Consider the following 17,781-nt stretch of genomic DNA (forward strand, 5'->3'; position numbering starts at 1 on the left):
TTGGAAGATAAGACCTACTCCCCAGTTAGAGCTTAGCTTCCATGAACAAACCGGCTGAACGCCGCGACCAACGGCCCTCGCAGCGGTTTTTGCAGGACGTGTGGCAGCAATCAGGGTTTCCCTCGGTAGAGCGCGGTCATGTATGCTACGGCGCTTCCTGTAACTCCACTTCCAGCTCGGCTGGGCCTCGAAAACGCCAATGTGGCGTGTTCACCGTCCAGCGTTGCATTGAAGAGGATTAGGCCACCCCTATTCAGTTCAAAAGTAGCCATGCACGAACAATATCAGCCCCGTGAAATCGAAGCCGCCGCCCAGTCGTTCTGGGACGAGCAAAAGTCCTTTGAAGTCAGTGAACAGCCAGGCAAGGAGACGTTCTACTGCCTGTCGATGTTCCCTTACCCCAGCGGCAAGCTACACATGGGGCACGTGCGCAACTACACCATCGGCGACGTGATCTCCCGCTACCAGCGCATGCAAGGCAAGAACGTTCTGCAACCCATGGGTTGGGACGCCTTCGGCATGCCGGCGGAAAACGCCGCGATGAAGAACAACGTCGCGCCCGCCAAGTGGACCTACGAAAACATCGCCTACATGAAGACCCAGCTGCGCAGCCTGGGCCTGGCGGTGGACTGGTCGCGCGAGGTGACCACCTGCAAGCCGGATTACTACCGCTGGGAACAATGGCTGTTCACCCGCCTGTTCGAAAAAGGTGTGATTTACAAAAAAAGCGGCACCGTGAACTGGGACCCGATCGACCAGACCGTCCTGGCCAACGAGCAAGTGATCGACGGTCGCGGCTGGCGTTCCGGCGCGCTGATCGAAAAGCGCGAAATCCCGATGTACTACTTCAAGATCACCGCCTACGCGGATGAGCTGCTGGAGAGCCTCGACGACCTGCCGGGCTGGCCTGAACAGGTCAAGACCATGCAGCGCAACTGGATCGGCAAATCCCGCGGCATGGAAGTGCAGTTCCCGTACAACGTCGATTCCATCGGCGAAGCGGGCGTGCTGAAAGTCTTCACCACCCGTCCGGACACCCTGATGGGCGCGACCTACGTCGCCGTGGCCGCCGAGCACCACCTGGCCACCCTCGCTGCACAGAACAATCCTGAGCTGCAAGCGTTCATCGCTGAATGCAAGGGCGGCAGCGTGGCTGAAGCCGACGTCGCCACCCAGGAGAAAAAAGGCCTGCCGACCGGCCTGTTCGTCGAGCACCCGCTGACCGGCGAAAAACTGCCGGTATGGGTCGCCAACTATGTGCTGATGCACTACGGCGATGGCGCGGTGATGGCGGTTCCAGCCCACGACGAGCGCGATTTCGAGTTCGCCCACAAGTACAACCTGCCGGTTAAATCGGTCGTGCGCACCAGTTCCGGTGATAGCAACCCGACGCCATGGCAAGACGCCTATGGCGAGTACGGCACGCTGATCAATTCCGGCGAGTTCGACGGCCTCGACTTCGCGGGTGCCTTCGACGCCATCGAAGTTGCGCTGATCAAGAAAGAACTGGGCGCCTCGCGCACCCAGTTCCGCCTGCGCGACTGGGGCATCAGCCGTCAGCGCTACTGGGGCTGCCCGATCCCGATCATCCACTGCAACACCTGCGGTGATGTGCCGGTACCGGAAGATCAATTGCCGGTCGTACTGCCGGAAGACGTGGTGCCGGACGGCGCCGGCTCGCCACTGGCGCGCATGCCTGAGTTCTACGAGTGCAGCTGCCCTAAATGTGGCCAGCCTGCCAAGCGTGAAACCGACACCATGGACACCTTCGTCGAGTCGTCGTGGTACTACGCCCGCTACGCCTCGCCGCACTTTGAAGGCGGCCTCGTGGAGAAATCCGCAGCCGACCACTGGCTGCCGGTGGATCAGTACATCGGCGGTATCGAACACGCGATCCTGCACCTGCTCTACGCGCGCTTCTTCCACAAATTGATGCGTGACGAAGGCCTGGTGAGCTCCAACGAGCCGTTCAAGAACCTGCTGACCCAGGGCATGGTGATCGCCGAGACTTACTATCGTCGCGAAGCCAATGGCGCTTACACCTGGTTCAACCCGGCGGACGTCGAGCTTGAGCGTGACAGCAAGGCCAAGGTGATCAGCGCCAAGTTGAAAGCTGATGGCTTGCCGGTGGAAATCGGCGGCACCGAGAAGATGGCCAAGTCGAAGAACAACGGTGTCGACCCACAGTCGATGATCGACCAGTTCGGTGCAGACACTTGCCGCCTGTTCATGATGTTCGCCTCGCCGCCTGACATGAGCGCGGAATGGTCTGACTCCGGCGTGGAAGGTTCGCACCGCTTCCTCAAGCGTGTCTGGCGTCTGGCTCAAGCGCACGTCACCCAGGGCCTGCCGGGCAAACTGGACGTCGCCAGCCTGAATGACGAGCAGAAAGCCGTTCGTCGCTCGATCCACCTGGCCATCAAGCAGGCCAGCCAGGACGTCGGCCAGAACCACAAATTCAACACCGCCATCGCCCAGGTGATGACACTGATGAACGTGCTGGAAAAAGCCGCGCAAGGCACCGAGCAGGATCGCGCACTGATTCACGAAGGTCTGGAAACCGTGACTCTGCTGCTGGCTCCGATCACGCCGCACATCAGCCACGAACTATGGAATCAATTGGGTCACGCTGATCCTGTGATCGACGCCGGTTGGCCGGTGCAGGACGACAGCGCACTGGTGCAGGACAGCCTGACGCTCGTCATCCAGGTCAACGGCAAGCTGCGTGGCCAGATCGAAATGCCCGCCAGTGCCAGCCGCGAAGAAGTCGAAGCAGCCGCCCGCGCCAACGAGAACGTCCTGCGCTTCGTCGACGGTCTGACCATCCGTAAAGTGATCGTAGTGCCCGGGAAACTGGTCAATATCGTCGCCAGCTAATTGGATCAGGCGCCAGGCGAGCCTGGCGCCGAGTAAAACCTTTCGGGCCGCTTGATCGGCCCACATGGTTTCAAGGGGAGCAACAAGATGATCAAACGCAATCTACTGGTGATGGGCCTCGCGGTTCTGTTGAGCGCCTGCGGTTTCCAGCTGCGCGGCACCGGCACCGACGAACTGGCGATCAAGGAACTCGACCTGAGCGCCCGTAACGCCTACGGTCCAACCGTGACCCAGTTGCGTCAGGTACTGGAAGGCAACGGCGTCAAGGTCTATAACGGCGCACCTTACAAACTGGTGCTGACCAATGAGCAGGAAAGCCAACGCATCCTCAGCTACGCAGGTGCCGGTCGTGCTGGCGAGTACCAGGTGACCACCGTGTTGAACTACGACATCCGTGGTCGCGGTGACCTCCCACTGATGAGCGACAAGCTTGAAGTGCAGAAAATCTACCTGCACGACGGCAACAACCTGATGGGTTCCGACCAGGAAGCCGCAACGGCCCGGACAGAAGCTCGCCGCGAGCTGGTTCAACGCATGATGCTGCGCCTGCAACAACTGAGCCCAGGTCAACTGGATCAGCTGCAACAGACTGCCGAAGCCAAGGCCAAGGCTGATGCCGCGGCACTGGAAGCGGCAAAGAAGGCTGAAGCGGATACCCCGCGCCAGTCGCCTGTCGAACTGCCGCGGCAGTAAGACTTACGGGGCGTTCAGGCGCCCCGTTCGCCCTCTCTTATGAAGCTCGCCCCCGCCCAACTCGCCAAACACCTGCAAGGCGCCCTTGCGCCGGTCTACATCATCAGCGGCGATGACCCGTTGTTGTGCCAGGAGGCGGCCGACGCTGTTCGCACTGCCGCCCGTCAGCAGGGATTCGATGAACGCCAGGTGTTTGCCGCCGACGCCAGTTTCGACTGGGGGACGCTGCTGCAAGCCGGTGCCAGCATGTCGCTGTTCGCCGAAAAGCGCCTGCTGGAACTGCGCTTGCCTTCCGGCAAACCCGGCGACAAAGGTGCCTCCGCGCTGATCGAGTACTGCTCGCGCCCGGCCGACGACACCATACTGCTGATCAGCCTGCCGAAACTCGATGGTAGTGCGCAGAAAACCAAGTGGGGCAAAGCGCTGGTCGAAGGACAACAGACCCAGTTCGTGCAGATCTGGCCAGTCGATGTCGCCCAGTTGCCAAGCTGGATCCGCCAACGTTTGTCCCAGGCCGGGCTTTCCGCCAGCCAGGACGCCGTTGAGCTGATCGCCGCGCGGGTCGAGGGCAACTTGCTGGCCGCCGCCCAGGAGATCGAAAAGCTCAAACTGATGGCCGAAGGAGGTCAGATCACCGTTGAAACCGTACAGGCGGCGGTGGCCGACAGTGCGCGCTTCGACGTCTTTGGGCTGACCGATGCGGTGCTCAATGGTGAAGCAGTCCATGCGTTGCGCATGCTCGAAGGATTGCGCGGCGAAGGCGTCGAGCCGCCGGTGATTCTCTGGGCCCTGGCCCGGGAGTTGCGCCTGCTGGCCAATATTTCCCTGCAATACAGTCAGGGCACGCCGCTGGACAAGGCCTTCAGCCAGGCTAAACCACCGGTCTGGGACAAACGTAAACCGTTGATGAGCAAAGCCCTGCAACGCTACTCGGCGCAACGCTGGGCGCAACTTTTGCTCGAAGCACAGCGTATCGACGCACAGATCAAGGGCCAGGCTGCGGGTTCGCCGTGGATGAGCCTGAGTCGGTTGACGTTGTTGATGGCCGGGCAAAAACTGGCGTTGCCTGCCGAATAAGATCAAGAGATCGCAGCCTTCGGCAGCTCCTACATGAGATTGCGTATACCTGTAGGAGCTGCCGAAGGCTGCGATCTCTTGATCTTTTTCCTACAAAACTCAAATCCATTTGCCCTATAGACAGCCCCCCAACTTCGGCCGATGATTTGCCCCGCAAAATCCACTCACTTGCGAGAAATCATCATGAGCAAAAAGCCATCGAAGCATGGCCCCAACAAAGCCAAATCCATCATCGCCCAGCCATTGTTCCGCAGCCGCCAGGAACGCCCCACCAAGGGCAAAGGCAGTTACCGCCGCGAAGCCTTCCAGTCTGACAGCTGGGAGGCTTCTTGCTTTCTGGCGGCCTGAAAGGCAAGCATCCGCTCAACATGTTAAGGTTTGCACCTGATCCGTATTCCCTGGACCCGTGCATGCCCTTTTGTCTTTCCCGTCGTTGGCACTTGCGCCAATTGATTGCTGCCTCCAGCCTCGTTTTGCTAGTCGCCTGCGCGGAAAAACCTACCGCCGCCGACGCCCAGCCGCTTCAGACCCTCCCTGTCGCCACCGCCCCGGCGGTTGTTCCACCTGTGGTTCCGAACGGTGAAAACCTCGACATCCAACCCACCCAGACCTTCGCCGAGTGGCAGGCGGGTTTCCGCAAGGATGCCTTGGCCGCCGGTATCCGCGCCGATCTGTTTGATCGCGCTTTCGCCGATGTCAGCTTCGACCCCAGTGTGATTCGTGCCGATCGCAGCCAACCGGAATTCGCAAAACCGGTGTGGGAATACCTCGACGGCGCCTTGTCGCCGCTGCGGGTACGCAAAGGCCAGTCGCTGGTCAACCAGTACGCCGACATCCTGCAAAGCATCGAGCAGCGTTACGGCGTTGATCGTCAGGCGTTGGTGGCCGTGTGGGGCATGGAAAGCAACTTTGGCCAGTTCCAGGGCAGCAAGTCGGTGATCAACTCGCTGGCGACCCTGGCCTACGAAGGCCGTCGTCCCGGTTTCGCCCACGCACAATTGATTGCCGCCCTGCAAATCCTGCAACAAGGCGATATCGAACCCGAGAAGATGCTCGGATCCTGGGCCGGCGCCATGGGCCAGACCCAGTTCATTCCGACCACCTACAACACCCATGCCGTCGACTTCGATGGTGATGGGCGCCGCGATATCTGGGGCAGTTCGGCCGATGCCCTGGCCTCGACCGCGCATTACCTGCAAAGCTCAGGCTGGCAGAGAGGCCAGCCGTGGGGCTTCGAGGTGCAGTTGCCAGGCGGGTTCAACTACGTGCTGGCCGACGGCACGACTCGCAAGAGCGTCGCCGAATGGCGGCAACTGGGGATTACGCTGCCCAATGGTGGCCAGGTCCCGGCCGGCTCCGAGCAACTGTCCGCCGCCCTGCTGCTGCCGGCCGGTTACCGTGGACCGGCGTTCCTGGTGCTCGATAACTTCCGGGCGATCCTCAAGTACAACAACTCGTCGTCCTACGCCTTGGGGGTGAGCCTGTTGTCCGAACGCTTCAATGGCGCGGGACTGATCAGCGGCACGTGGCCAAAGGATGACCTGCCACTGAGCCGTACCGAGCGGATCGAGCTGCAAAACTTGCTGAGCACACAAAACTACGATGCCGGCACCGCCGACGGGATCATTGGTGCCAACACGCGCAAGGCGATCCGCAGCGCCCAACAGTCGTTTGGCTGGCCGGCGGACGGGTATCCGACGCACAAATTGCTGGAAGGCTTGCGTAACCGCTAAAAGCAAAAGATCGCAGCCTGCGGCAGCTCCTACGGGTGTACACAAAACCCCGTAGGAGCTGCCGCAGGCTGCGATCTTTTCAAGATATTCGCGACTTATCTGATTACCACATCCTGTTCCAAAACCAATTCCTTGTTCCCCGCATCCAGCCGCACCAACGCCCCCATCGGCAACGTCAGGTTCGGGTTGCAATGCCCACTGCGCCAGCCGGACAGCACCGGAATCGGCAATAGTTCGAAGGTCTGCTTGAGCAAACGCTCCAGCGCGACCACCTCAACTCCCGCGATGTCCCCCACCAGCACCCCATGCAGCTTGTGCAGGGTCCCCGCAAGACGTAGATGGGTCAGCAACCGGTCGATGCGATACAGTGGCTCGTTGATATCTTCGATGAACAGAATGACGCCCTCGGCATCGATCTGGTAGGGCGTACCCATCGTCGCGGCGATCATCGACAGGTTGCCACCGAGCAGGCGCCCATGAGCGACACCCGGTACGATCGTCGTCAATGGGCGGCCAATCGGATGCTTGAGCACGCTACCGGCCCTGCATTGCCCACTGAGCATATTAAAAAAAGAGGATTCGGTAGGTGGCAGTCGCTCACCCAGCAGATCGGCGTTGAGCAACGGGCCATGGAAGGTCACAAAACCCGCATAACGGCTGATCGCCAAATGCAGCGCGGTGATGTCGCTGTAACCGATGAATGGCTTGGCGTGGTGGCGCAACAACTGGAAATCGATGCGATCAAGCAACCGAGGCGTGCCGTATCCCCCGCGCAGGCAAATGATGGCATCGACCTCCGGGTCGGTGAACGCGGCGTGCAAGTCATTGAGTCGTACATCGTCGCTGCCGGCGAGATAGCCATCCTTCTCGAACACCCCGGGAAATATCCGCAGCGAGTAACCACGTGCGCGCATCCAGGCGATGGCCTTGTCGGTGTCCAGCGCTGCTGGGCCGGCAGGCGCGATCACGGCTATCAACCCTTGCATCGGCAACGCCGGTACGGGCGTGTGAGGCATGAGCGTGGGGTCAGGTCTTGCGGTCATCCATGGATCTCCCAGCGTAGAAGCGTCAAGCACACATTAGTCAGGAACGGCGACAAACAGAAGGGGATCAATCGTCCCGTCGTTCGCAGGAAAGGGCCGAAATCACTGTCAGACGGGCAAAAAAAGCCCGCAAGGCCGATTAAACCTTGCGGGCACTTTTCACAGCGCAGAATCAGGACGACATCAGCTCGGCCTTGACCAGCTTGGCCTGCTCGTCAGCGTGATACGAAGAGCGTACCAACGGACCGGACGCCACGTTCTTGAAGCCCATCTTGTAGCCTTCCTCGGCGAACCAGGCGAAGGTGTCCGGGTGCACGAAGCGCTGCACCGGCAAGTGGCTGCGGGACGGTTGCAGGTACTGGCCGAGGGTCAGCATGTCGATGTCGTGTTCGCGCATGCGCTTCATGACTTCGATGACTTCTTCGTCGGTCTCGCCCAGGCCCAGCATCAAACCGGACTTGGTCGGAATGTGCGGCATCATCTGCTTGAAACGTTGCAGCAGGGTCAGCGACCACTGGTAGTCCGAGCCCGGACGCGCAGCCTTGTACAGGCGCGGCACGGTTTCCAGGTTGTGGTTGAACACATCCGGCGGCTCGGCAGCAGTGATTTCCAGCGCGATGTCCATGCGGCCACGGTAATCCGGGACCAGGGTTTCGAGCTGCACATTCGGCGACAGCTTGCGGATTTCGCGGATGCAGTCGGCAAAGTGCTGGGCACCGCCGTCACGCAGATCATCACGGTCCACCGAGGTGATTACCACGTACTTGAGTTTCAGGTCGGCGATGGCGATGGCCAGGCTTTCCGGCTCGTTGACGTCCAGCGGCTTTGGACGGCCGTGGCCGACGTCGCAGAACGGGCAACGACGGGTGCAGATGTCACCCATGATCATGAAGGTTGCGGTGCCGCCGGAGAAGCACTCGCCCAGGTTAGGGCAGGAAGCCTCTTCGCACACGCTGTGCAGCTTGTGTTTGCGCAGCAGGGCCTTGATGCGGTCGACTTCCGGTGAAACCGGGATGCGGACACGAATCCAGTCCGGTTTTTTCGGCAATTCCGTAGTCGGAATGATCTTCACCGGGATGCGTGCAACCTTTTCGGCGCCGCGCAGCTTGACGCCGGCTTCTACCTTGGGACGCGGGGCCGGGCGCTCGGTGACATCGAGCGTCGGGATCATGGTTTGCACTGCATCAGTAGTCATATCAGTCGATTCCGCCCGTCAGGGTCGTCTGCTCAGCATAGTCGAGGTGTTTGACGAGCTGCGCGCGCAGCCGGGCACTTACCTCGGCAAATTCAATCGATCCTGCGTGATCGCTAAGCTGGGTCATCGCCAGCCCGGCATAGCCGCAGGGATTAATCCGTCGAAACGGTTCCAGGTTCATGTCCACGTTCAGGGCCAGGCCATGAAAGGAGCAGCCATGGCGGATCCGCAGACCCAGCGAGGCGATTTTCGCCCCGTCGACGTAGACACCCGGTGCATCGGGTTTGGCCACGGCGGTGACGCCGTAACTGGCCAGCAGCTCGATCAGGCACTGCTCCATCCGGGTGACCAGATCGCGCACACCAAACCCGAGCTTGCGCACGTCCAGCAGCAGATAAGCCACCAACTGGCCAGGCCCGTGGTAAGTCACCTGACCACCACGATCGACCTGCACCACCGGAATATCACCGGGGAGCAGCAAATGCTCGGCCTTGCCCGCCTGGCCCTGGGTGAACACCGGTGGATGCTCTACCAGCCAGATCTCGTCGGCGGCATCGCTGCCGCGTTCGTTGGTGAAGCGTTGCATGGCATGCCAGACCGGCTCGTAAGCCATCTGGCCGAGCTCGCGAAAGCCCAGCACACCGGACATCACAGCACCATGTGCACGAAACCGGTGGCCCGCAGTTCGCTGTTGATGTTGTACAGCTGGTCCTGGTCGGTCGCGACGATGTGCAACTGGATGGTGGTGTATTTGCCGTTGCTGCTCTGGCGCTCGTCAACACGCTCATCGTTGATCTTGGCGTGTTTCTCGACGATCTTGATGATCTTGTCCTTGTTGCCCACACCGGTATCGCTGATTACCTTAACGGGATAGTCAGTGACCGGGAATTCGATCTTTGGCGCCTTTACTTCGGTATCGGTCATGGCGTAACGGCCTCGTAAGCGTAAGCCGTGGCGACGGGCATGGCTGCGCGCCAGTTCAGCGCGGAGCCATGCAGGTGCACACTAAATTCAGTTGAACAAGCCGTAGAAGAATAGACGGATGCTATCCCACATGCGGCGGAAGATACCACCTTCCTCGACAGCGTCCAGAGCGATCAGATCAGCGCTGTGCACCACCTTGTCGTCCAGCTTCACTTCGACTTTACCGATCACGTCGCCCTTGGCGATTGGCGCGACCAGCTGCGGGTTCATTGTCATGCTGGCGGCGAGCTTTTTCAGCTGGCCTTTCGGCAGGGTCATGGTCAGGTCTTCAGCCAGGCCGGCCTTGACTTGATTGGTGGAGCCTTTCCAGACAGGTGCCTGGGCCAGTTCGGCGCCCTTCTGATAGAAGGTCTGGGTTTCGAAGAAGCGGAAACCGTAGGTCAGCAGCTTCTGGGTTTCGGCGGCACGGGCCACTTCGCTGTTGGTGCCGAACACCACGGCGATCAGACGCATGCCATCACGTACGGCCGAAGACACCATGCAGTAGCCGGCTTCGTCGGTGTGGCCGGTTTTGAGGCCGTCGACGGTCTTGTCGCGCCACAGCAGCAGGTTACGGTTCGGTTGCTTGATGCCATTCCAGAAGAACTCTTTCTGCGAGTAGATCGCGTAGTGAGCCGGGTCTTCGTGGATGATCGCGCGGGCCAGCACAGCCATGTCGTGAGCCGACGAGTAGTGCTCAGGGTTCGGCAGGCCGGTCGGGTTCATGAAGTGGGTGTTGGTCATGCCCAGGTCGGCAACAGTCTTGTTCATCAGGTCGGCGAAGGCGTCTTCGCTGCCGGCGATGTGCTCGGAGAGCGCGACGCTGGCGTCGTTGCCCGACTGGATGATGATGCCGTGCAGCAGGTCGCTGACGGTGACCTGCGAGCCGACCTTGATGAACATCCTCGAACCACCGGTACGCCAGGCGTTTTCGCTGACGGTCACCGGATCGTTTTCGCCGATCTGGCCACGACGGATTTCCAGGGTCGCGATGTACGCAGTCATCAGCTTGGTCAGGCTGGCCGGCGGCAGACGCTGGTCACCGTTGTTCTCGACCAGCACGTTGCCGCTGCTGGCATCCATCAGAACGTAGGCTTTGGCAGCCAGTTGTGGTGGCGACGGCATCATCTCGGCCGCGAAGGCGGCTGGCGAGAGGAGCAGCGGGACTAGCAGACACAGGCGTTTGGCAAAGGTGGTGATGTTCATCCGTCTCTCGAAATCGCTAATGGAAACTGCCCGAAGGCAAAATTAAATCAGATGACTTTCTAACGAGTCATCGCGTGTTCAGTTGCTCACTCCAGTCACCCTTGCCGGGCTTTTGTTCTTCGACGAGCCAACAACCTGATTCACCCCCCAATCGCTGGTGAATCGTCAATCAAGTCCTACGTATTACTCGGTGACCACACTTGGCGAACCAAGGTTGGCCAGGCGCACGCTGTTCTGTACCTGGGCAATCTCACCCGGCGAACCGATCGGCCCCAGGCGAACCCTGTGCAGGGTCTGCTGATTGCGCACGATCGAGCTGATGAACACCGGAGCGCTCACCATCCCGCTGAGCTTCGATCTCAGGAGTTCTGCAGCGTCCGGGTTGGCGAACGCGCCCACCTGCAGATACTGGCCAGAGGCTGGTACAGAAGCGTTTTTTTTAGCATCGAGCTGCACAGGCACCGCTGCGGCGGCGTGTTGCTGCGGCGGCGGTGTCCATTGCTCGACGGTGCCGGCCGAAGCCGTGATCACCGGGGCGCTATTCTGCGCGACTTGCGGTTCGTTGAGCATCAAAGGCGCCGGACGGCCTTTGGCTGCCCACCACGTTTGCGGGTCGATGCCTTCGACCTTTACCCGCGCGGTGCCGGTTTCGGCATAACCGAGCTTTTTGGCCGCCGCGTAGGACAAGTCGATGATCCGGTCCGAATAGAATGGCCCGCGATCGTTGACCCGCAGAATCACGCTCTTGTTGTTGTCCAGGTTGGTCACCCGAACGTAACTCGGCAGTGGCAATGTCTTGTGCGCGGCACTCATGCCGTACAGGTCATACACTTCGCCGTTGGCGGTGTTCTGACCGTGGAACTTGGTGCCGTACCAGGACGCCGTACCCGACTGCACGTAGGTCTTGGACTCTTGCAGCGGAAAGTAAGTCTTGCCCAGCACAGTGTACGGGTTAGCCTTGTACGGGCCGGTGTGCAGGGTCGGCGTGGCGTCCGGGATGCGCGAAACATCGACATCCCACCATGGCGCGCCATCCTTGTGGGCGCGGTTGATGTCCAGCCCCGGCGTGGAGCGCACGGCGGTGGTGGACTTCTGGGCCGGCGCGCGGCTGGTCGAACAACTGGCGACCAACACGGTCAACGCGGCGAATGCCATCAGCTTCAGGGGTTTATCGATAGGCAATGCCCGCATTACTTGACGCCCCGTGCTTGGACCAGCTGTTCAGACAGTTGATGTACGGCCATGGCGTACATCACGCTGCGGTTATAACGCGTGATCGCGTAAAAATTCTTCAGGCCCATCCAGTACTCGGGGCCATTGTCGCCTTCCAGGCGGAAAGCGGTAACCGGCATATCATCGCGCAGCGCATCATGACTTGACCACCCCAGGGCTCGCAACTCCCCGACGGTTTTTGTCGGTTCGATTCCTGTGGTCAAACCCTCGTCGGCCTGATCGCCACGGACATCGGCGCGGCTGACTACCGTTTCGCCGGCGACCCAGCCATGACGCTTGAAGTAACTGGCGACACTGCCAATGGCATCGTCCGGGTTGGTCCAGATGTTGATATGGCCATCACCGTCGAAATCCACCGCATAGGCGCGGAAACTGCTCGGCATGAATTGCGGCAATCCCATTGCGCCGGCGTAGGAGCCTTTGAGCGTCAATGGATCGACCTGCTCTTCGCGGGCCAGCAGCAGGAACTCACGCAATTCCTTGCGGAAAAACTCGGCACGGGGAGGATAGTCGAAACCCAGGGTCGACAAGGCATCGATCACCCGGAAATTTCCGGTATTACGGCCGAAAAAGGTTTCAACGCCGATGATCGAGACTATCACCTGGGCCGGCACGCCGTATTCCTGCTCGGCACGGGCCAACACTGCTTCGTGCTGACGCCAGAAATCCACACCCCGGGCTATGCGCGCATCGGTGATGAACATCGGGCGATATTCGCTCCACTGTTTGACCCGTTCGGCGGGTTTCGAGATGGCGTCCAGAATCGACTGCTTGCGCTCGGCTTCGCGGAACACACCCATCAATTGTTCACCGGCGAAACCATAGTCGCGGGTCATTTCACCGACGAATTCGGCCACCTGGGGTGATCCTTCGTAGTCGCCGGCCAACGCTTCCTGCACGGTGCCAAGGATGCTTACCAGGCCGACCCATGGCGCATACCGAGTCGCCCAGCCACGCATTACTTGCATTGAAAGTTTCACCTTATTCAAACCTGCGCGATCCACTTGCGATGGGTATGGATCGACATCAAAACCCCAAACGCTGACAGCAGCGTCACCAGCGAAGTTCCTCCGTAGCTAATGAACGGCAACGGCACCCCCACCACCGGCAACAGGCCACTGACCATACCGATGTTGACGAAAACATAAACAAAAAACGTCATGGTCAGGCTGCCCGCGAGCAACTTGCCGAACAATGTCTGCGCCTGGGCGGTAATCACCAGTCCGCGGCCGATCAGCAGCAGGTAGATCAGCAACAGCGCGCAGATCCCCACCAGGCCGAATTCTTCACCCATTACTGCAATGATGAAGTCGGTGTGGCTTTCCGGCAGGAAGTCCAGGTGCGACTGGGTCCCCAGCAACCAGCCCTTGCCGAACACACCGCCGGAACCGATGGCGGCCTTGGACTGGATGATGTTCCAGCCCGTACCGAGCGGGTCGCTCTCCGGGTCGAGGAACGTCAGAATTCGCTGCTTCTGATAGTCGTGCATGATGAAGAACCACATGGCAACCGCCACGGGCACGGCGGCGGCCAGTACGCTGAGGATCCAGCGCCAGCGCAAGCCACCCATGAACAACACGAAAGCGCCGCCGGCCAGGATCAGCAGCGAAGTGCCGAGGTCCGGTTGACGCACGATCAGAATGAACGGCACGCCGATCAGCATCAGGCTGACGCCCACATGCTTGAGCTGGGGCGGCAAGGTGCGTTTGGACAAGTACCAGGCGATCGTCGCCGGCATCAGGATTTTCATGAATTCCGAGGGCTGGAAACGGATCACCCCGGGAATGTTGATCCAGCGGGTGGCGCCCATGGCGTTGTGGCCCATGATGTCCACCACCAGCAACAGCATTACCCCGACCACGTAGCCCAGCGGCACCCAGCGCGCCATGAAGCGCGGCTCGAACTGGGCGATGATGACCATCGACACCAGGCCGATGCCGAACGAAGTGGCTTGCTTGCCCAGCAGATCCCAGCTTTTGCCACTGGCCGAATACAGCACGAACAGGCTGCCGGCGGCGAGAGTCAGCAGCAGGATCAACAATGGGCCGTCGATGTGCAGGCGTTGCAGCAGCGTCGCACGGCGACGCATCACATCCTCGCTGGAGAGCATGCGATCGAAGTTATTCATCACGGGCGGTAGCCTCTGCACTGATAGGGCTGGCGTATTCGGGCTTCAACCGACCGTCTTGGTCCAGGAGCCAGGCATCCATGACTTGACGCACCACTGGCGCGGCGACGCCGGAGCCGGACTCGCCGTTCTCGACCATCACCGACACCACGATTTTCGGGTCGTCGGCCGGCGCGAAGCCGACGAACAAGGCGTGGTCACGGTGACGCTCCTGGACCTTGGAGCGGTCGTACTTTTCACCCTGCTTGATCGCGACCACCTGGGCCGTACCCGACTTGCCGGCGATTCGGTATTGCGCGCCGATCGAGGCTTTGCGCGCCGTACCCCGGGCACCATGCATAACCTGCTGCATGCCGTGGTTGACCTTGGTCCAGTCCGATGGGTCGCGCAGGATAATGTCCGGCATCGGGTTAGGGTCCACCGGCTTCTCGCCTTCGATGGTCCTGGCCAGGTGCGGACGATTCCAGATGCCTTTATTGGCCACCAGTGCGGTGGCCTGAGCCAGTTGCAACGGAGTCGATTGCATGTAGCCCTGACCGATCCCCAGAATCAGCGTTTCACCCGGGAACCATGCCTGGCGGCGGGTCGCGCGCTTCCATTCGCGGGTCGGCATCAGACCCGGCGACTCTTCGAACATGTCCAGGGAAACCTTCTGACCGATGCCGAACTTGGACAGGTACGACGACAACCGATCGATCCCCAGCTTGTGGGCCAGGTCATAGAAGTAGGTGTCGTTGGAGCGCATGATCGCCGTATCGAGGTCGACAAAACCGTCGCCGGTACGGTTCCAGTTACGGTATTTGTGGTCGTAGTTGGGCAGCATGTAGTAACCGGGGTCGAACACTCGGGTCGAAGCGGTCACCACGCCGGAATCCAGGCCGGCAATCGCCACCGCCGGCTTGATGGTCGAGCCCGGCGGGTACAAGCCACGCAGCACGCGGTTGAACAACGGCCGGTCGATGGAATCGCGCAGCTCGGAATAGGCCCTGGAGCTGATGCCGGTGACGAACAGGTTCGGGTCGAAACTCGGCTGGCTGACCATCGCCAGCACTTCACCGGTTTTCGGGTCCAGCGCTACCACCGCACCACGACGACCACCGAGCGCAGCTTCGGCGGCTTCCTGCAATTTGATGTCCAGGCTCAGGACGATGTCCTTGCCGGGAATCGGATCGGTACGCTTGAGCACGCGCAATACGCGGCCCCGGGCGTTGGTCTCGACTTCCTCGTAACCCACCTGGCCGTGCAATTCAGGCTCGTAGAAACGCTCGATGCCGGTTTTGCCAATTTGATGGGTGCCGCTGTAACTCACCGGATCCAGGGTCTTCAGCTCTTTCTCGTTGATCCGCCCCATGTAGCCCACCGAGTGCGCAAAGTGCGCGCCCTGCGGGTAGTGACGAACCAATTGCGCGACCACTTCCACACCCGGCAGGCGGAACTGGTTCACGGCGATGCGCGCAATCTGCTCTTCGGTCAGTTCAAACAGGATCGGCACCGGCTCGAACGGCCGGCGGCCCTGACGCATGCGCTTTTCGAAGATCACCCGGTCCTCGGGCGTCAGTTCCAGCACTTCGACGATCACGTCGAGCACCTGCTGCCAGTCGCCAGAACGCTCGCGGGTCATGCTCAGGCTGAAACTCGGCCGGTTATCGGCAATCACCACGCCATTGCGGTCGAAAATCAAGCCACGGGGCGGCGGAATCGGCTGCACATGGACGCGGTTGTTTTCCGACAGGGTCGAGTGGTACTCGTACTGGATCACCTGCAGGAAATACAGGCGCGCGATCAGCACGCCAATCAGCGTCACCACTGCAATGGCCCCGAACACGACGCGGCCACGCACCAGACGGGCGTCTTTTTCGTGGTCCTTGATGCGGATCGGCTGGGACATGAGGGCAGAGCTACTTGTGGTAAGGGTGACCGGACAGCACGGTCCAGGCACGGTACAACTGTTCGCCGATCAGGATCCGCACCAGCGGGTGCGGCAAGGTCAGCGGCGACAACGACCAGCGCTGGTCAGCCCGGGCACAGACTTCCGGCGCCAGCCCTTCGGGGCCGCCGACCATGAAGTTGACCGTACGCGAGTCCAGCCGCCAGCGATCAAGCTCGACCGCCAGTTGCTCGGTGCTCCAGGGCTTGCCGTGGACTTCGAGAGTGACAATCCGCTCGTTCGGCCCGACCTTGGCCAGCATGGCTTCGCCTTCCTGACGGATGAAGCGGGCCACGTCGGCGTTCTTGCCACGGGTATTGAGCGGTATTTCCACCAGTTCCAGCGCCAGCTCGGACGGAAGACGCTTGGCATATTCATGCCAGCCTTCTTCCACCCATTTGGGCATGCGTGAACCGACGGCGATCAGTCGCAGTCGCACAGCAGTCCCTTATTCCTGGTCTTTGTTGAGCTTGTTGAAGTGCTCGTGACCAACTTCAGGGCTGTGGTGTTTGCCATCGGCTGCACGGCTCTGCTCGGCCCCCTTCCACAGGCGCTCCAGGTCGTAGAACTGGCGTGCATTGGAAGTCATCATGTGGACGATCACGTCGTCCATGTCCAGCAGAACCCAGTCGCTGTCGCCCTTGCCTTCTTCACCCAGCGGCTTGATGCCCAGGGCTTTGACGGCCTCTCGGACCTTGTCCAGCATCGCGCCGATCTGGCGGTTGGACGTACCGGTGGCGATGATCATGTAGTCAGTGATGCTCTGCTTGTCGCGAACATCGATGACCAGCACGTCCTGGGCCTTGACGTCTTCCAGGGCGGCTACGGCGATCTTGACCAGTTCGTCGCCTTTAGGCGGCTCGGCAGCGAGTACCTTTTCCGGCAGCGGGGCACTCTTGAACGTGCCTTTGCGCTTAACTTTGTTTACGTCGTTGTTCGTCATATAAAACTCGTTTTGCTCGTATGTTCGGGCGCTTCAATACACGTTGTTGCTACGTGCCTTGAGGCACTCCTATTCAGTTCGACGCACGGTAGAGTCCGTGCGCATCGATGTAGGCCAGGACCGCGTCGGGCACCAGGAAACGTACCGACTTACCGCTGGCCAGCAGTTGACGGATCTGGGTGGCGGATACCGCGAGCGGTGTCTGCCAGACGAATGCAATCTGTCCGCTCGGCCCCTTGAGGGCCAGCGGGTCGCTCACCGAGCGCGCGGCCAGCAGGTTGCGCAAGGCATCCGGCGGTTCGCTGTCGGCATCCGGGCGTTGCAACACCAGGATATGGCAATGCTGGAGCAACTCTTCCCAGCGGTGCCAAGTGGGCAGGCCGCAAAAAGCGTCCCAGCCCAAAAGCAGAAAAACCTGGTCTTCTGCGGCCAGTTCGGCGCGCATCAGCTCCAGGGTATCAATGGTGTAGGACGGTTTGTCCCGCTGCAATTCGCGGGCGTCCACCACCAACGGCACCACACCGGCCACCGCGCACTCGACCATCGCCAGCCGGTCTTTGGCTGACACCTGCGGCGTATTCCGATGGGGTGGCCTGGCACTCGGTGTCAGCCGCAGTTCATCGAGCGCCAGTGTTTCGGCGACTTCCAGCGCACTGCGCAAATGGCCGATGTGCACCGGGTCGAACGTTCCGCCCAGCACGCCAATGCGGCAAGGGACTGGCTCGCTGACGGTGGCCGGGGCTGGCGGGTCTAAGTCGCCCAA

Annotated in this window: 17 protein-coding genes; 5 read left to right on the forward strand and 12 right to left on the reverse strand. The window is 60.7% G+C overall.

The window, feature by feature from the left end:
• Window positions 1-270: 270 nt before the first annotated feature.
• The 5 genes from leuS to AC1DKH_RS16145 all read left to right on the forward strand — a co-directional run bounded on the left by leuS (window position 271) and on the right by AC1DKH_RS16145 (window position 6,380).
• Window positions 271-2,877, forward strand: a complete 2,607-nt coding sequence (gene leuS / locus AC1DKH_RS16125) for a leucine--tRNA ligase (protein WP_477753827.1) — start codon at window positions 271-273, stop codon at window positions 2,875-2,877.
• 87 nt (window positions 2,878-2,964) lie between these two features.
• On the forward strand, window positions 2,965-3,570 hold the full coding sequence (locus AC1DKH_RS16130) for an LPS-assembly lipoprotein LptE (RefSeq protein WP_477753828.1): 606 nt from the start codon (window positions 2,965-2,967) through the stop codon (window positions 3,568-3,570).
• A gap of 39 nt (window positions 3,571-3,609) precedes the next feature.
• The gene (holA, locus tag AC1DKH_RS16135; RefSeq protein WP_477798643.1) at window positions 3,610-4,647 is read left to right on the forward strand and encodes a DNA polymerase III subunit delta; all 1,038 of its coding nucleotides are present in this window, start codon (window positions 3,610-3,612) and stop codon (window positions 4,645-4,647) included.
• 183 nt (window positions 4,648-4,830) lie between these two features.
• Window positions 4,831-4,995 carry an alternative ribosome rescue factor ArfA gene (gene arfA, locus AC1DKH_RS16140; RefSeq protein ID WP_025108699.1) on the forward strand — a complete coding sequence of 55 codons (165 nt, stop codon included), beginning with the start codon at window positions 4,831-4,833 and terminating at the stop codon, window positions 4,993-4,995.
• A gap of 62 nt (window positions 4,996-5,057) precedes the next feature.
• The gene (locus tag AC1DKH_RS16145) at window positions 5,058-6,380 is read left to right on the forward strand and encodes a lytic murein transglycosylase (protein ID WP_477753830.1); all 1,323 of its coding nucleotides are present in this window, start codon (window positions 5,058-5,060) and stop codon (window positions 6,378-6,380) included.
• A 95-nt stretch (window positions 6,381-6,475) separates the two neighbouring features.
• Here AC1DKH_RS16145 and AC1DKH_RS16150 read toward each other — a convergent pair whose 3' ends face one another.
• From AC1DKH_RS16150 to nadD, 12 genes are all read right to left on the reverse strand, one after another.
• On the reverse strand, window positions 6,476-7,423 hold the full coding sequence (locus AC1DKH_RS16150) for a S66 peptidase family protein (RefSeq protein WP_477798644.1): 948 nt from the start codon (window positions 7,421-7,423) through the stop codon (window positions 6,476-6,478).
• Window positions 7,424-7,595: 172 nt separating this feature from the next.
• Complete coding sequence (gene lipA, locus AC1DKH_RS16155) at window positions 7,596-8,594, reverse strand: lipoyl synthase (protein ID WP_162276382.1); 999 nt, start codon at window positions 8,592-8,594, stop codon at window positions 7,596-7,598.
• A gap of 25 nt (window positions 8,595-8,619) precedes the next feature.
• Window positions 8,620-9,267: a lipoyl(octanoyl) transferase LipB gene (gene lipB, locus AC1DKH_RS16160; protein ID WP_477753832.1), complete on the reverse strand. Its 648-nt coding sequence runs from the start codon at window positions 9,265-9,267 to the stop codon at window positions 8,620-8,622.
• Window positions 9,267-9,542: a DUF493 domain-containing protein gene (locus tag AC1DKH_RS16165; RefSeq protein ID WP_007990615.1), complete on the reverse strand. Its 276-nt coding sequence runs from the start codon at window positions 9,540-9,542 to the stop codon at window positions 9,267-9,269. Before AC1DKH_RS16165 ends, lipB begins: the two co-directional genes overlap by 1 nt.
• An 87-nt stretch (window positions 9,543-9,629) precedes the next feature.
• The gene (locus AC1DKH_RS16170; RefSeq protein WP_477753833.1) at window positions 9,630-10,787 is read right to left on the reverse strand and encodes a D-alanyl-D-alanine carboxypeptidase family protein; all 1,158 of its coding nucleotides are present in this window, start codon (window positions 10,785-10,787) and stop codon (window positions 9,630-9,632) included.
• A gap of 183 nt (window positions 10,788-10,970) precedes the next feature.
• Window positions 10,971-11,978, reverse strand: a complete 1,008-nt coding sequence (locus AC1DKH_RS16175; protein ID WP_477798645.1) for a septal ring lytic transglycosylase RlpA family protein — start codon at window positions 11,976-11,978, stop codon at window positions 10,971-10,973.
• Window positions 11,978-12,988, reverse strand: a complete 1,011-nt coding sequence (gene mltB / locus AC1DKH_RS16180) for a lytic murein transglycosylase B (protein WP_477798646.1) — start codon at window positions 12,986-12,988, stop codon at window positions 11,978-11,980. Before mltB ends, AC1DKH_RS16175 begins: the two co-directional genes overlap by 1 nt.
• A gap of 17 nt (window positions 12,989-13,005) precedes the next feature.
• On the reverse strand, window positions 13,006-14,109 hold the full coding sequence (gene rodA / locus AC1DKH_RS16185; RefSeq protein WP_477759730.1) for a rod shape-determining protein RodA: 1,104 nt from the start codon (window positions 14,107-14,109) through the stop codon (window positions 13,006-13,008).
• Window positions 14,110-14,140: 31 nt separating this feature from the next.
• Entirely contained in the window at window positions 14,141-16,036 is a 1,896-nt protein-coding gene (mrdA, locus tag AC1DKH_RS16190) for a penicillin-binding protein 2 (RefSeq protein WP_477798647.1), read from the reverse strand.
• 10 nt (window positions 16,037-16,046) lie between these two features.
• Window positions 16,047-16,514: a 23S rRNA (pseudouridine(1915)-N(3))-methyltransferase RlmH gene (rlmH, locus tag AC1DKH_RS16195; RefSeq protein ID WP_003185785.1), complete on the reverse strand. Its 468-nt coding sequence runs from the start codon at window positions 16,512-16,514 to the stop codon at window positions 16,047-16,049.
• Window positions 16,515-16,523: 9 nt separating this feature from the next.
• Window positions 16,524-17,018, reverse strand: a complete 495-nt coding sequence (gene rsfS, locus AC1DKH_RS16200) for a ribosome silencing factor (protein ID WP_008022922.1) — start codon at window positions 17,016-17,018, stop codon at window positions 16,524-16,526.
• A gap of 73 nt (window positions 17,019-17,091) precedes the next feature.
• The gene (gene nadD / locus AC1DKH_RS16205) at window positions 17,092-17,781 is read right to left on the reverse strand and encodes a nicotinate-nucleotide adenylyltransferase (protein ID WP_477798648.1); all 690 of its coding nucleotides are present in this window, start codon (window positions 17,779-17,781) and stop codon (window positions 17,092-17,094) included.

Source organism: Pseudomonas sp. 05L36, from assembly GCF_056398125.1.